We start from the raw sequence: 15,704 nt of genomic DNA on the forward strand, positions 1-15,704 counted from the left end.
TCTATAAACCTCAAAAGGATAACATAGAAATTAGAAAATAATTTAAAATTTTTTGAATTTGAAACTCACCATCATCACCATCAATTACAACAATTTAGAAGGTTTGAAAAAGACCTTCGAGAGCGTTTTTATGCAAAGTCTTCAGGGTTTTGAATACATCGTTATCGATGGGGGCAGTAGTGATGGCAGCAAAGAATATATAGAAGAACGTGCAGATAAAATAACCTATTGGGTAAGTGAGCCAGACCGTGGCGTTTACCATGCCATGAATAAAGGTATAGAAGTAGCTAAAGGAGAATATGTATTGTTTATCAACAGTGGAGATGAATTGTACGAAAAGAGCACTTTAGAAAATGCTATCCCGCAGTTGTATGGAGAAGACATGATAACGGGGAACTTACAGTTTATCTCTTCTACCCATGAATATTTAGGGATTGGCAGAGCACAAGTCTCATTTATAGAAATGTATCATGATACCATATGGCATCCTAGCACTTTTATCAAAAGAGAGGCATTTGAAGACACTCAACTGTATGATGAACAACTAAAAATCTGTTCAGATTGGAAATGGTTTCTATTGGCTATTTTTAAATACAAAAAGTCTTACCGAAAAATAGAACATACGATTGCCAAGTTCTATCTCGATGGCATAAGTGCGAGCACAGAAAACCAGAGTTTGATTAGAAAGGAAAGAGAACAAACCTTTATCGAGTATTTTAATTTTTCTGCAATAGATTTCATTAAGATAGACGAACTTCTGAATGATAGAAAAGCACTAAAGGTCTTAGAAGGCCGTCTAGATTCATTAAAAAACTCAAGGCTTTTAAAAATCTTATATCAATTAGGGATTTTCAAAGCGTATAAATATTTGTAGATATTTTAATCATGATTGCCAAGTCCAAAAAAATACTTTTTATCGCCCATGAAGCCACTCTAAGTGGTTCTTCTTTGCAATTATTGGGGCTTATGCAATGGATAAAAAGTAATCACCCTGAAGTAATTTTACATTTGCTATTTTTAAATGAGGGGATTATCGCAGAGGACTTCAAAAATATTGCGGATTATTGTTTTTCAATACATCAAAAGCAAGGTCTTATTTCAAAAATAAAATCGAAGTTTTTTCACTTTAATCAAATTCATGATGATTATGATGTAATATTCGGAAACACTATTGTTACGTTAGATTATTTAATTAACATAAAAAAGACTCAAAAAAAGGCAAAGACCCTACTCCATTTTCATGAGACGGTATATCTTTCTCAACTGTTTTATTCTAATCAAGATGATTTTGCAAGAAAACTAAATCAGGTAGAGCAAATTATTTCGGTTTCTGACTATGTAAAAGAGGCAATAATGAAGGAATACAACATCTCTGAAGATAAAATTTCAAAGATTTATCCATTTTTATCTCCTCAATTAGAGATACAAAGACCAGACTTAGGCCTAGAAAAAGGTCAAGAAGAATATATTTTCACGGCCATAGGCAACCCACATCTGGTAAAAGGATTTGATTTGATTCCTCAAATAATATCAAAAATTGTCAAAAAAGCACCACATCTTCAATTTAAAATCCTTTGTGTAGGTGGAGTAGAAAACCATCCGATGATACAAACCATTAAAAATGATTTAAAGAAGATGTCTTTATCGGCCTATTTCCATCACCAACCTCAGATAAAAAACACCGATGCTGTCTATGAAGTAACTGATGCTTTGCTTATGATCTCTAGAGAAGAGTCTTTTTCTGTGGTAACTGCTGAAGCATTGAAAAAAGGATTGCCGGTACTCAGTTTTAAAGGAAGCGGAGGACCAGAAGAACTTCTTAACAAAAATGAATTACTAACCTCAGAGTATCAAAACCTTGAGATGTATTGTGATAAAATTATAGACTTCACTAATCATCCAGAGGCATATTACAGAGCAACTGAGAATTTAAGAAAGACCATTCTAAACCATACAGATTATCATCTGCAATGTGAAAAAATATTTTCCATTATATATCATTTATAGCATGCTCTCCATCATTATTTCCTCATATCAACCCCATTATTATCAGGCCTTAGAAAAAAATATTGCTGAGACTATAGGTATTCCTTATGAAGTAATCAAGGTAGAAAATCCGGGTAAGATGGGCATTTGTGAGGCCTATAACCAAGGAGCCGAGCAGGCGCAGTATGATTACCTTTTATTTTTGCATGAAGATGTATTGTTTATAACAAAAGATTGGGGAAAAGTATTAATGGACAATATTTTACAAATTTCTGATTTTGAGCTGTTTGGTATTGCTGGGTCTAATTATATTCCCTATGCCCCTACACCTTGGTGGGGTATAGAAGAAATTTGTTACAGCAATATTATTCACAAAAATCTAGATGAAGGCCATACAACACGTTATTCTTTAGATGAAAATTTTAAAAAAGTACAATTGATTGATGGCGTATTTATTTGTTGTAAAAAAGAGACTTGGCAAAAGACAAAATTCGATGAAAGTAACAAGGGATTTCACGCCTATGATGTTCAGTTTAGTCTAGATCACCATCAGAAACATGCTACTTTTCTTATCAACAATATTCTTGTAGAACATTTTTCAAAAGGCAATCCTGACAAAGTATGGCTCAAAAGTTTAATGAAATATTGGAAGAACACTCACCAAAAACCTATCTATCATTCGTATGAATTGAAAGCTTTTAAGAATTTTGCAGACCAATTGAGGCATCTAAATTTTTCGAAAAAAGAAAAAATAGAATCCCTAATTCAGTTTTTTTCTTTTCAAAGATTGGGCATTAAAAACAGTTTGTTTGCCATCAAAAAAATCATTGACACTTTAAGATATTGAAAACCGAACCGAACATATTGCTGATTTACAAAAACCAAACACTAAGCAAAGTGTTTGAGAACAATCTATCCTATGAAGGCTATGATGTAGAGCTTCTGCTGAAAGAACCCTATCACCCATATCAACTCAGTTTCTTACAAAGAATCATCAATATTATTTTCAGAGTTTTTAAAATTTATGATTATCCTGTGAAGGCAGAACAATACAATTTCAAAAAATACTGTGAAAAATCTTTGAATCATCTAGCAAGCAAGAGTTATGATTATTGCTTGGTGATTAGAGGCGACCTACTTCCTGAGCAGGTGATTAGACATGGCCGTAGCATTTCCAGAAGAATGGTCGATTTTCAATTAGATGGTCTTTCAGTTTCTTCTAAAATATTAGACTATAAGAAATATTTTGATGACATTTTTGTATTTGATCCAGATGATGTGAAGAAATACCCAGATGCTGCACTCCATTTCTTACCGAATTGTTATTTTGGGGCACCAGACTTTAGTATTCCTTCAGAAATCGACCTTTTGTATATAGGTCAATATTTAGATGAAAGAAATGTACAGCTTAAGAATCTACACCGGTATCTAGAAGAGCATCAATTATCTTATTCTTCTTACACAAGTCTATATCGCGGTAGAGATTTTGAGCCTCTACACCCTAAGGTTCTTCAGCATAAAACCAGCACTTCGTATGAAGGAAACTTAGATTTTGTAAAAAAATCAAAGATTATCCTTGATTTTAAAAGAAAAGAGCATAATGGACTTTCGCTAAGGTTTTTCGAAGCCATGCAGTACGGTAAAAAAATAATTACCGACAATGTTTCAGTTAAAAATTATGAATTTTACCATCCCAATAATATTTTTGTTACAGATTTTGTACATTTAGATGGTATTTTAGAATTTATCCAAAAACCATATCACCCATTGCCAGAAACTTTGATAGAACAATATGGATTTAAGAATTGGATAAAAGTAATTTTAGGAAAAAGCACAAATAATAAAAAATGATTCCCAAAAAAGTCCATTATTTTTGGTTTGGAAGAAACCCGAAGCCCCCAATTGCTGAATTTTGTATCGCAAGTTGGAAGAAACACTTACCCGATTTTGAAATCATAGAATGGAACGAAGACAATTTTGATTATACCCAAAATACCTTTGCCAGAGAAGCCTATGAACAAAAGAAATGGGCATTTGTATCTGACTATGCCAGAGCTAAGGTATTGTATGAAGAAGGAGGCTTCTATATGGACACTGATATGGAATTAAAAAATACATTAGATGACTTTATAGACTATAAAGCCATCTGTGGATTTGAAATAAAAAAAATTCCATTTTCGGCATTTTGGGCTGTAGAAGCGAAACATATACTGGCCAAAGATATTTTAGAATACTATGAAAACATGAGTGGTCTAGATACTACCCCAAATACAAAAGTTTTTTCAAATCTTTTGGTAGAAAAATATGGTGCAAATCCTTTAAGAGATGAACTGCAGGAGCTAAAGCATGATGTAGTTTTGTTTCCTTCCTCCTTTTTTTCATTGGATTTGCCCATCAATTATGTTACACATCATTTCAGTGGTTCATGGCATAACAGCTGGACAGAAGAAAATAATACATATAAAGAATTGGTAAATATGTATGGGGTTCTGAATCTTTTGGCGCAACAAAAAGACTCTAAAAGAAAGGTAAAAGATGTCATCTATAATCAGGAATTATTCTCTATTGACAAAATATTAGACCAATTCCCTACCCAATATATAGCCCAATATATTGTAAAGAAGGTGATTAAAAAAATAATAGGAAAATGAACAAATGGCTCTATAGACTAAAACATGCTTGGGCAGTCATCTTAGGCAAAGCAAAGATCTCTTATGTTAAGAAAGGAGGTTTTTCATTCAGAGATTTTACTTATTCCGAAAATGAAATACAATTTTTGAATTCTCTGAAGATTGAGTTTTTATTTTCTGAATTTGGAGAGCAAAGAGTAAATGGAGGGGGTGCAGATTTTCAGGATAAGCGCACTCGTCTAGACCCTTCACTCACCTCTTTGAGAAAATATTTTCCCAATGCAAAATACACCGTTTATTCTGATTTTGATTTGAAAATAGACGGTGTCAACCTGATTAAGGTCAATTCTCCTGTTGCGCATCCTGAGCACCCAAGGTATGGTTATAGAACTGCCGATTATTTTAAATTTTTATCCCTTACAGAGTCTGATGCCGATTTTAAATGTGTGCTAGACTCGGACATGGCAATAGTTTCTAGTGATGTTATCGCTTTGATACACCTTACCCGAAAATTTGGGTTTTGTGTCCCTTATAATGATAGACAATTGCTAAGACAAGACATGATTTGGTCGCAAGACACCCAGCCTATAGAAGACGAAAGTTTAGGATTAGGACATTCTTATAACCAAAGCCCTATGACCCTATGGAAAGATGACGAAAGAGGGAATGTATTTTATAAAAAATGTGCAGAAATCATGAAAAAAGACCCTTCTAGGTCTTCATTAGTAATGTGGAAAACCGCCTGGGAAACAGGCATTTACCCTTACATCTTACCAAAACAATGGTGCTTGTGTGATGGCAATGAGGGATTGGGCGAAGAAGTAATTTTGCATGTTGGACATGAAAAAATAAAGGAATATTATGACCAATGACAACCACCTGAAAGGGCTAGACACTTTAAGAGCTATTGCGGCTCTCATTGTAGTTTGGAGTCATATTGAAATCATCAAAGGAATAAAAGGCTTGCCACAAAACAATTTTATTATTTACCCCAATGCCCATTATTCGGTAACCTTATTTTTTGTTTTAAGTGGCTTTTTAATTACGTTTCTACTTGTAAAAGAATTCCAGAAATACCAGACAATTTCTTTTAAAGATTTTTATGTTAGAAGAATTCTAAGGATATGGCCTCTGTATTATTTGATTTTATTCATATCCTATTTTTTTGCAAAACATGAAATATCACATAGAACCTTAATGTTTTGTCTGAGTATTTTCCCCAATATTCCACCGGCTTTAAAATCTTCTTGGGAGAGCAGCCCTCAGATTTGGTCTATTGGTGTAGAAGAACAGTTTTATCTTTTTTGGCCTATATTTATATCCTATATTATAAAAAAACAAACCAATCTGTATATCATCATTTTCATCATCATTTATACCGCACTTCCTTTTGTATTGAATTTTATCAATATTCATACTATAGAGAACGAAAAGCTATATTCTTTTACAGAAAAATTTTTTAATCAAACAAAATTCAATTGTATGGCCATAGGGGCATTTTTTGGGATAAACCTAGCCATGAGAAAAAAATGGTTAGAGGCATTATATTCTAATTTTTACTTATCTATTTTCTTCATTCTAACATCTTTCACGGTTTGGTTCGGAGACATCACCTTCGGAAAAATTACAGATGAGGTGTATGCCTTGGTCTTTGCATTCATGATTCTATCTGTGGTCAAAAACAAAAAAATAAATATTGATAATAAGGTAAGCTCTACACTTGGCAAGATTTCGTATGGTATTTATATGTATCATTGGTTAATTATTTTATTAATTCTTAAATTATTAATGAGATATAAAAACGAAAATTACTTCGAAATCGCTTTATACATTAGTGTATTTGGTATGACTATTTTTGTTTCTTGGATATCATACCATACTTATGAAAAGTATTTTTTACAACTCAAGAAAAAATTCGAAACAAAACTATAACTTTACAAAATGATCATCGGAAACGGACTTATTGCCAATTTATTCAAAGAAAATGACAGAGAAGACGTAGTTTTCTTTGCCAGTGGAGTTTCTAATTCTTTAGAGACTGCTAAAACTGCTTTTCTACGAGAAGAAAATCTCATCAAAAAGACCATAGAAGAACATCCGGAGAAAGTGTTCATTTATTTTTCTACTTGTAGCATTTATGATTCTTCTAAAAACGACAGTCCTTATGTGAATCATAAACTGAGAATGGAAAGATGGGTAGAGGAACTTTGCCCTCGTTATCTTATTCTAAGAGTAAGCAATGCTGTAGGCAAAGGTGGCAATCCTAACCTGCTGATGAATTATTTGGTAAATTCTGTGCTACAAGAAAGAGAAATTACCATACACAGCATGGCAAAAAGGAATCTTATAGATGCTGAGGATATTAAAAACATCACTTTGGCTCTCATCGACAAAGCCCAATTCAATAGGATTATTAATTTGGCCTATTTAGAAAATTTTTCTACTGCAGAAATATTGGATGTTTTAGAAGAGTATTTTGACAAAAAGGCAAAAACCCAGTTTATGAAAAGTGGACAGAGCTACCTGATTACCATTCCAGAAGTGGAGAATTATTTTACAGAGAACCATCTAATTGACAAAAAAGAATATGTACTGAGAATGTTAAAAAAGTACTATTGAAATCGATTTGCTAAAAAATAATTTCATTTTCCATTGAAGGCCTATTTTTCCATTAAAAATTTAAAAGCTAATGCATCTTCCCAAAATATCTATCATCACTACCTTTTATAATTCTGTAAGACTTGGAAATTTTGTAGAAAAATCAATGGCTTGTTTGTTATCTCAAACCTATAAGTATATAGAATTTATCTGTGTAAATGATGGTTCAACAGATGAAACGCTAGAACAATTAAAAGAATATGCACAGAAAGACTCTAGGATTATCTTAATTGATAAAAAAAATGAGGGGGTAGCTCAATATGCAAAAGCGGCAGGACAAGAAGCAGCTACAGGCGATTTTATTATGCTTTTAGACCATGATGATAAAATTTCTGATGATGCAATAGCCCAAGCGGTAGATGTAATCACCTCAAACCCAGAAATAGATGCTGTATCTATGCTCATCAAAGTATATTATAGCAATGGCAAAGAACGATGCCTTTATCAACTCAACAAGGAAATACCTTCCTTAGAAGATTTTGAACCTGCCATCATCACAGGAGCAGAAGCCTACGGTCTGACTGTAGGGAGGTATGATTTTCATTTTAGAGGATTAATCGTTAAAGAAAAATTTAAAGCTATTTCTTACAGATACCCCGAAAAAATAGTAAACGGTGATGAAATTGTAGAAAGACAAATTATAAAAACATTAGATAAGATTACTTCTTGTAAGGGAGTTTATCACCATTACATTTATGAAAATTCATCTGCTAAGTCTTATCATCTAAAGAAGACAGATTTGGTAAGAACAGATATTATTCTAAGAAAGCAGTTTAAAAATGATGGTGTTTATGACGCCAGAAAAGGAATATTTGAGTTAATTGCTTATAAGAATCTGATTACTGCTATTAAAGTATATCATCATTTTGAGAAAAAGATATCAGGAACAGAAAAAAAATTTTACCTAGAACGATTGCAAGAAGGTTTCAGGAAATTGGAGAGGAAAACTCTCTTATCACAATTTACAGGTTTTGCAAAACTATATCACTGGACATTGACCATCTCTTTTTCTGCAATATATTGGTTTTATAAGATTAAGGACTAGCCTTCATATCTTTTTTTGAAAACTCTAAATCCTAATTCTGAGGGTAAATTTTGAAGCAAATTGAGTTTTTTTTCATTTGTTGAAAATGCAGAACTCAAATAATCTAAAAAATTCATGGAAAAAACTTTTTTGAACTGACGATAATTAAGCAACCAAAGTTCTTGATTCTTTTGAGCTTTCCAGTTCATTACAAGTTTTTCTTCTTTATAGGCAATGATATATTTTTTGAGTTTTAGCCTTCTTTTTTTACTTTTTTCTCTATAGAAAGATTGGTTTATTTCAGAAATGATGGTATTCCAATTTTCAAAATGTTTTCGATTTCTGTTATGTATTACAGAGCCATCATGCAGATAATAGATGTAAGTATAGTCTTTTAAAAAATAAACAGACTGTAGTCTAAGGACCGTTAAAAATGTTTGTAAATCATCTTGTGCAAAAAGCCCTTCTTTGAAATAGAGATTATTTTGCTTTAAAAAATCTAGAAGGATCAATTTATTCCATGAAGGAACTGGAAATTTTCTATTGATAAAGTTTTCAAAAATTTCCTCATTGCCCATTAATTTTCGGTTGGTGATAGAGAGTTGAAAAGCATCTACTTCTTCTTTGGTTTCAAGTCTCATGGTTGTTACATTTCCACAGACCATCTGTACTTGTTCACGCTCTGCAGCATCTACCATTTTGGCGATACAATCTGGGGTAATTTCGTCATCAGAATCCAGAAAAAAAATATACTTTCCTTGAGCGTTATCTATGCCTACGTTTCTTACCACTGAGAGGCCAGAATTTTTATCATTTCTCAGGATTTTAAAATTAAACCCAGGATGTAGATGGATGAATTCTTCTACCAATGTCCTGCTGTTGTCATTCCCCCTATCATCTACCAAAAGAATCTCTAGATTTTGGTAAGATTGAAGGACTACAGATTGTAAACAATTGATGATGTGATTTTCACAATTGTAAATTGGGATAGAAATGGTAACCAATGGGACATTCATGGAGAAAATTTGCCTAAAATGTTTGTTATGAAGCAAAAATAGAATTATTTTGATAAATTTGTCATAGAAAACCGATGAAAAAATGAAATCTTTACTTATTAAACTTTACCATCTCCAAAAAAAATTAATTTCTGAAGACCAAAGGAAGAAATTCTTTAAAAATAAAAAAAGTAAAGTTCATTCTTCATTTAAATTGGGCATTAACAATTATATAGATATTTCTGAGGATGCTGAAATTATAATAGGAGAAGGGGTAACCATCAATGAATCTAACAATATCGCTATTAAAAAAAGTGGGCAATTGATTATTGGGAAAGACACCTACATTACCAGAGCTACTATTGCTTGTTTTGAAAAAGTAGAAATTGGAGAAAACTGCATTCTAGGAGAAGGAATGAAAATTTTTGACCACAATCATCAGTATACTAGAGAACCATTTTCGGTATCCAAGACAGAATTTACCACTTCTCCGGTAAAATTGGGAAATAATGTATGGACAGGAGCTAATTGCATTATACTGAAAGGGGTGACCATAGGGGATAATGTAATAATAGGAGCAGGCTGTGTCATTCACAAAGACATTCCTGCCAATTCTGTGATTATTAGCAAACAAGAACAAGTGATAAAACCGATATAGCATGATTAATGTAACACAGTCTTTTTTACCTCCTCTGGAAGAATATACCCAAATTTTACAAAAATCTTGGGATAAAAAATGGATAACCAATCGAGGAGAGCTGATATTGGAATTAGAAGAAAAGCTAAAACAATTTTTGGGGATAAATTTTATCACGATTACTACCAATGGTACCCTTCCGCTACAGATTGCAATAAAAGCATTAGAGTTAAGTGGAGAGATTATTACTACGCCATTTAGCTATGTTGCATCGAGTTCTGTCATCTCATGGGAAAACTGCACTCCAGTATATGTAGATATCCACCCAGAGTATTTGACCATCGATGAGACAAAGATAGAAGAGAAAATCACTGATAAGACATCAGCCATTTTAGCAACTCATGTTTTTGGAAACCCATGTCACATTGTAGAAATTGAAAAGATTGCAAAAAAACACAATCTTAAGGTTATATATGATGCTGCCCACTGTTTTGGAGTACAATACAACGGAGAAAGCATTTTTAATTTTGGAGACGTTTCTACTTGTAGTTTTCATGCGACTAAAATATTTCATACGGGTGAAGGCGGATGCATGATTACTAAAGATCAAAATTTGCATGAAAAACTATTTTACCATCATAATTTTGGTCACAATGGCCCAGAAGCTTTTCATGGAATAGGCATAAATGGTAAAACCTCGGAATTGCAAGCGGCACTAGGTTTAGCTGTTTTTAATCATCTTGATGCCATTTTTGAAGGAAGAAAAATAGCCGTAGAAGCATACAACCAATTTTTAGATTTTTCTAGGATTCAGAAATTGAAAATCAGAGAAAATACGGTATGGAATTATCACTATTATCCTGTCATTTTTGAAACTGAAGAAATTTTACTCAAAGTAAAAGAAGCTTTAAACAAAGAAAATATTTTTCCGAGAAGATATTTTTACCCTTCGCTGAACACCATAAAATATCTAAACGGAGAAAAAATGCCAATTTCTGAGAGCATTTCTCAAAGGATACTTTGCTTACCTTTATTTGCTGAATTACCACCTGAAACGGTAGCAACCCTCTCAAAACTCATTAATCAAAATTTATAATGAACTCTTTTTACACAGAAGACGAATTAAAAGAACTTCCGATAAAATCTTTTGGAAAAAACGTGCTTATTTCTAGAAAAGTAAGCATCTACTCTAATCGTGAAATTGTAATAGGTAACAATGTAAGAATAGACGATTTTTGTATTTTGTCAGGTAAAATAGAATTAGGCAATTACCTTCACATAGGCGCTTATTGTGCTTTGTATGGTTCTCAGGGAATCAAGATGGAAGATTTTTCAGGGCTATCTCCTCGTTGTACTGTCTTTTCAGCATCAGATGATTTTAGTGGCAATTTTTTAATTAGTCCGACCACCAAGAAAGAACATAACCATATCATAGGAGGAGAAGTTATCATTAAAAAATACACCCAAATAGGAGCGGGTACAGTGATTATGCCAAATCTTATTTTACAAGAAGGCAGTGCTATAGGCGCTATGTCTTTGGTCACTCAATCAACTGAGGCATGGAGTATTTATGCTGGGACACCAGCAAAAAAAATAAAAAACAGAGAAAAAGGACTTTTAAATTTTATTAAAGAATATGAATAGACCTTTACTTAGTGTTTGCCTAATCACTTATCGACAAGAAGACTTTATCCAAAAGGCCATTAAAGGTATTTTTGAGCAAGAGATAAATTTTCCTATAGAATTAATTATTTCAAATGATTGCTCTCCAGATAAGACACATGAAAAAATAGAAGAAATCATAAAAGAAGCACCTGAATATTTTACAATAAGATACTTTAACCACAGAGAAAACCTGGGAATGATGAAGAATTTTTCCTTTGCCATACAAGAATGTAGTGGGAAGTATATCGCTTATTTTGAGGGAGATGATTATTGGGATTATTCTAAAAAATTACAAACTCAGGTAGATTTTCTAGAGCAGAATCACGATTTTGCCATTTGTTGTCATAATTTAAAATTTTTAGAAAACAATGAAATTGTTGAAAAGGTCTACATTGATAAGGCTGAAGTAAAAGAAGTTTCGAGTATCGAAGATTTAGCCAAATACAATTTTATTCCAACGCTTACTGCAGTATTTCGGAATGTAGACCAAAAGCTTCCCGAATGGATTTTAGACTCTCCTATTGGTGATTTGCCTATGTTTATGATGATTGCAAAACATGGAAAAATAAAATTTATGAATGAGAAATGGGCGGTTTATAGAAGCAATATTGGTGAATGGTCTAAAATGGGAAATAGAAAAAACCTTGCCATGATTCAGCAATATCATTTATTAATCAAGGAATTTTCAGAAGATGCCAACGTAAGAAACCATCTAGAGCAAACAAAAAATAGATATATAAAAGAGTATTTAAAAAAGGAGGAATTAAGTTTTATTGGTTTTCTTAAGAATTCATATTTCAAGGAACTCCCTCTAAAAGACAAAACAAAAATATTCGTTAGAAAATATATTCACTTATGAAATCTTAAATTGTAGAACATTACTTTTTAATCTTTAAATTACTGTAAATAAAAAATTTAAAATGTGACCATTAATACTAAAGCGTTTTTCCCATCTCTTACTGGTTACCGGGCAGTTGCTGCTTGGTTAATTTTCTTATATCATTTTTTTCCATTCAAAAGCCCAAAAATCCCAGATTTAGTGAAGAACATCGCAGAAGAATTCCACATTGGTGTTGATATGTTTTTTGTTTTGAGTGGTTTTCTTATAACCTATAGATATTATGGCGCAAAGCCTATCAATTTTAGAAAATACATAGTCAATAGAGTTGCGAGAATTTATCCCATGTATTTTGTGGTGACTCTTTTGGTTTTTAGTAATTTTTATTTAGTTAATCAGTATTGGGACTCAGAGACAACTAAGCAATTTTTACTTAGTATTACAATGACTAAAGCCCTCTTTAAAGATTATTTTTTAGTTGGTATCCCTCAAGGTTGGACACTTACCCTAGAAGAACTTTTCTACTTAGCAGCACCTTTATATTTTTTATTAATCAAAAGAAATCAAAAATTTTTATTCTACATCCCTATTGTTATATTTATTTTTGGTTTAATGTTAAAAACATTCGCAGGCGGAAAATTTTGGGGGTTTATGCAAATTAATATTGCTAACTATATTTTTCAATTTTTTGTTGGAATTGCACTTGCATTGACAATAAAGAAAAGATATTTTGCAAAGTTAGAGTTTAAATATTTTACATTTTTAGGAGTTACTGCCCTTCTTTTTTATCTTTTTACAAGGTCTTATGTTGCGCAATTTATCAATTTTAAAAATGATTTTATAAGAGCTCTAGAATTATTTACTGTTGCTTTATTTGGAATTGCTCCTTTGCTTTATGGCCTTATTCATGAAAAGACATTTATTCAAAATATCCTTTCATCTAAAACGATGGTTTTATTAGGTAAAAGTTCCTATATTTTCTATCTCATCCATAAAGGTTTTATTTCGATTCTTTTTAATGATTTTATTTCTGAAAATAAATTATTCCTTTTCATATTTTTGAATGTCCTTTCTATAATGATGTTTCAATATTTGGAAGAACCGATAAATAACTATATCCGAAGAAAATTTGCATCAAAAAATGACTAACCAAAAAATAAAAATCCTTTTCCGTCTTCGCTCCTTAGAAATGGGCGGTGTACCGCGTGTGGTTTTGGATTTATTGAGAAACTTACCCAAAGAAAAATTTGACTTTACCTTGATGCTCAATCTCTATCAAGGTGAATTGGTGAGCGAAATTCCCAAAGACATCAAAGTCATTGTAATAGAAAAAGGACGTGAACAGATGTCTAAAAACCCATTCATCCAAAAAATACAATTGGGAATAAGAAGACTGAAATTAGAAATTTACGACAAATTCCCTTCGATTTTATATGCTTTAAAAGTAAAAGAAGAATTCGACATTGAAGTTTCACCAGGCTATGCAGAGTTTGAAATGGTACTGAATTCTCCCAATAAAAAATCCCGGAAAATTGGTTGGTTTCACACCGATGTGAGTTATGACACCAACCAAGAACGTGTGAAGAAACGCATCAATCTGATGAAGAAATTTGATTGGATGATTTTCGGAGCAGCCCAAACCAGACAAGTGATAGAAGACCTTTATGGTGTTTCTTACCCGAAAAGTACGGTAATCTACAATGTCATCAAACTACCAGAAGTAAGGAAAAAATCAGAAGCATTTTCTGCAGATTTTGAGACAAGGCCCACTTTTGTGTCTATAGGAAGATTGCACCACAGAAAAGGCTATGCAGAGCTGATGCGTGTACACAAAAGACTTTTAGACCAAAACCTGATGCATTCTATCGCAGTGATAGGTGGTGGCAACGAAATGGAAAATTTAAAAAATCAAGCAAAAGAATTGGGGGTAGAAAAAACCTTTCTGCTTTTGGATTCTCAGAAAAATCCTTGGCCTTATGTAAAAGCAGCCGATTACTTCGTACTTCCTTCAAAATCTGAAAGTTACCCATTAACAATTGGTGAAGTAATGGGACTGCACAAACCGATTATTTCTACCAACGTGGGCGGAATTCCTGAAATGATAGAGGATGGAAAAGACGGAATTTTGGTTAACTTTGATGAAAATGAAATTTTCGAGGCCATGAAAAAGTTCTTGACTGATGCAGACCTGGTACAAAAAATCACAGAAGGCACTCAATCTGCTGATGAAAAATTTGATGAACATAAAATTTACCAACAAGTGACTGAAGTCTTTGAACAAGAGTATAAAAAAATTAAAAAATAAATAGATACAATTTACGGGGTAAATCTCGTAACTCGTATCTCTAATCACCCATGCAAAAAATAACCATTATCACCCCAACATACAACAGGGCAAAAACGCTTCCTAAAGTTTTTGAATCTCTCCTAAAGCAGAGTTTCAAAGATTTCAAATGGATTATACTGGATGATGGTTCTACCGATAACACTTCTAAAGTTGTAGAAAATTTCCAACTGATGAATCCTTTTTTTGAGATTGTTTATATAAAAGATAAGAATCGGCATAAATTTTTAACGGTTTTAGAGGGCATCAAAATGGTGAAAACCCCCTATTTTATGGTGGTAGATTCAGATGACACCTATCCTGAAAATGCTTTAGAAACATTAATTTCAGAAGTTGAAAAAATAGAAAACCCAGATGATTATATTGCTGTGATGGGACTTTCTGCGGATGAAAATGGCAGTCTAGTAGGAGACCCCTATCCTAATGGTGGTTTTGATGGAAGTATTTTTGAGATGCGCTATCTACATCGAGTGAGAGGAGATAAATTTGGGATTTTCATTACCCAATCCTATCACCGAGAAATTTCGGGGAAAGATTATAGCCATTACGAAGGCAAAGGCTACATCCCACAAAGTGTGATTTTTAATGGTTATGATGCTAAGGGAGTCAAGACCAGATTTATGAATAAAGTGGTGAGATTTTACCTAAAAGATGAAGACGATGCGGCATCTGTCTCTAACACGAGATGGAGTGGGAAAAACCTTTTCGGATTGGCGGAGGGGCATCTTTCTTTTTTAAATTCATACGGAAATCAGTTGTTTTCTTATCCAAAACCATTGCTAAGGAACTTAGTTGGTTATCAAACCTATGCTTTGAAAAGTGGCAGAGGAATTTTTAAAATTATAGCAGACGTCAAAAATCCATGGATTAAAGTTTTGGGAATTTTGACTTTTCCTTTTTCTTTGATTTATCAAAAAATACAATAAG

General features: G+C 32.6%; 17 protein-coding genes. 16 read left to right on the top strand and 1 reads right to left on the bottom strand.

Features of this window, described 5'->3' with window-relative positions; all coding sequences use genetic code 11:
• The first annotated feature begins 52 nt into the window (after window positions 1-52).
• The 9 genes from IEW40_RS05045 (at window position 53) to IEW40_RS05085 (ending at window position 8,319) form a co-directional block, all read left to right on the top strand.
• On the top strand, window positions 53-874 hold the full coding sequence (locus IEW40_RS05045; protein WP_188616990.1) for a glycosyltransferase family 2 protein: 822 nt from the start codon (window positions 53-55) through the stop codon (window positions 872-874).
• A 92-nt stretch (window positions 875-966) separates the two neighbouring features.
• Complete coding sequence (locus tag IEW40_RS05050) at window positions 967-2,007, top strand: glycosyltransferase family 4 protein (RefSeq protein ID WP_188616991.1); 1,041 nt, start codon at window positions 967-969, stop codon at window positions 2,005-2,007.
• Window positions 1,973-2,833 (top strand): glycosyltransferase, encoded by an 861-nt coding sequence (locus IEW40_RS05055; protein WP_188616992.1) that lies wholly within the window; start codon window positions 1,973-1,975, stop codon window positions 2,831-2,833. The genes IEW40_RS05050 and IEW40_RS05055 overlap by 35 nt, the downstream gene beginning before the upstream one ends.
• A gap of 17 nt (window positions 2,834-2,850) precedes the next feature.
• Window positions 2,851-3,837 carry a WaaS/CpsH family glycosyltransferase gene (locus IEW40_RS05060; RefSeq protein WP_505625220.1) on the top strand — a complete coding sequence of 329 codons (987 nt, stop codon included), beginning with the start codon at window positions 2,851-2,853 and terminating at the stop codon, window positions 3,835-3,837.
• Complete coding sequence (locus IEW40_RS05065) at window positions 3,834-4,637, top strand: glycosyltransferase family 32 protein (protein ID WP_188616994.1); 804 nt, start codon at window positions 3,834-3,836, stop codon at window positions 4,635-4,637. The genes IEW40_RS05060 and IEW40_RS05065 overlap by 4 nt, the downstream gene beginning before the upstream one ends.
• Complete coding sequence (locus tag IEW40_RS05070) at window positions 4,634-5,488, top strand: hypothetical protein (protein ID WP_188616995.1); 855 nt, start codon at window positions 4,634-4,636, stop codon at window positions 5,486-5,488. Before IEW40_RS05065 ends, IEW40_RS05070 begins: the two co-directional genes overlap by 4 nt.
• Window positions 5,478-6,548, top strand: a complete 1,071-nt coding sequence (locus IEW40_RS05075; protein ID WP_188616996.1) for an acyltransferase family protein — start codon at window positions 5,478-5,480, stop codon at window positions 6,546-6,548. The genes IEW40_RS05070 and IEW40_RS05075 overlap by 11 nt, the downstream gene beginning before the upstream one ends.
• A gap of 9 nt (window positions 6,549-6,557) precedes the next feature.
• Window positions 6,558-7,235 (top strand): NAD-dependent epimerase/dehydratase family protein, encoded by a 678-nt coding sequence (locus IEW40_RS05080; RefSeq protein WP_188616997.1) that lies wholly within the window; start codon window positions 6,558-6,560, stop codon window positions 7,233-7,235.
• A 70-nt stretch (window positions 7,236-7,305) separates the two neighbouring features.
• On the top strand, window positions 7,306-8,319 hold the full coding sequence (locus IEW40_RS05085; RefSeq protein WP_188616998.1) for a glycosyltransferase family 2 protein: 1,014 nt from the start codon (window positions 7,306-7,308) through the stop codon (window positions 8,317-8,319).
• Here the strand turns inward: IEW40_RS05085 and IEW40_RS05090 are convergent.
• Window positions 8,316-9,314, bottom strand: a complete 999-nt coding sequence (locus IEW40_RS05090; RefSeq protein ID WP_188616999.1) for a glycosyltransferase family 2 protein — start codon at window positions 9,312-9,314, stop codon at window positions 8,316-8,318. The two genes, IEW40_RS05085 and IEW40_RS05090, sit on opposite strands and share 4 nt — an antisense overlap.
• Before the next feature lie 82 nt (window positions 9,315-9,396).
• On the opposite strand from IEW40_RS05090, the gene IEW40_RS05095 reads away from it, so the two are divergent.
• The 7 genes from IEW40_RS05095 (at window position 9,397) to IEW40_RS05125 (ending at window position 15,703) form a co-directional block, all read left to right on the top strand.
• The gene (locus IEW40_RS05095) at window positions 9,397-9,951 is read left to right on the top strand and encodes an acyltransferase (RefSeq protein ID WP_188617000.1); all 555 of its coding nucleotides are present in this window, start codon (window positions 9,397-9,399) and stop codon (window positions 9,949-9,951) included.
• Between the two features lies 1 nt (window position 9,952).
• Window positions 9,953-11,026: a DegT/DnrJ/EryC1/StrS family aminotransferase gene (locus tag IEW40_RS05100; RefSeq protein WP_188617001.1), complete on the top strand. Its 1,074-nt coding sequence runs from the start codon at window positions 9,953-9,955 to the stop codon at window positions 11,024-11,026.
• Window positions 11,026-11,574 (top strand): acyltransferase, encoded by a 549-nt coding sequence (locus IEW40_RS05105; RefSeq protein ID WP_188617002.1) that lies wholly within the window; start codon window positions 11,026-11,028, stop codon window positions 11,572-11,574. The genes IEW40_RS05100 and IEW40_RS05105 overlap by 1 nt, the downstream gene beginning before the upstream one ends.
• The gene (locus tag IEW40_RS05110; RefSeq protein WP_188617003.1) at window positions 11,567-12,454 is read left to right on the top strand and encodes a glycosyltransferase; all 888 of its coding nucleotides are present in this window, start codon (window positions 11,567-11,569) and stop codon (window positions 12,452-12,454) included. Before IEW40_RS05105 ends, IEW40_RS05110 begins: the two co-directional genes overlap by 8 nt.
• A gap of 63 nt (window positions 12,455-12,517) precedes the next feature.
• The gene (locus tag IEW40_RS05115; RefSeq protein ID WP_229663384.1) at window positions 12,518-13,582 is read left to right on the top strand and encodes an acyltransferase family protein; all 1,065 of its coding nucleotides are present in this window, start codon (window positions 12,518-12,520) and stop codon (window positions 13,580-13,582) included.
• Window positions 13,575-14,738 (top strand): glycosyltransferase, encoded by a 1,164-nt coding sequence (locus IEW40_RS05120; protein ID WP_229663385.1) that lies wholly within the window; start codon window positions 13,575-13,577, stop codon window positions 14,736-14,738. Before IEW40_RS05115 ends, IEW40_RS05120 begins: the two co-directional genes overlap by 8 nt.
• A gap of 50 nt (window positions 14,739-14,788) precedes the next feature.
• The gene (locus IEW40_RS05125; RefSeq protein WP_188617004.1) at window positions 14,789-15,703 is read left to right on the top strand and encodes a glycosyltransferase family A protein; all 915 of its coding nucleotides are present in this window, start codon (window positions 14,789-14,791) and stop codon (window positions 15,701-15,703) included.
• Window position 15,704 lies beyond the last annotated feature (1 nt).

Source organism: Cloacibacterium rupense, assembly GCF_014645495.1.
Classification (GTDB): domain Bacteria; phylum Bacteroidota; class Bacteroidia; order Flavobacteriales; family Weeksellaceae; genus Cloacibacterium; species Cloacibacterium rupense.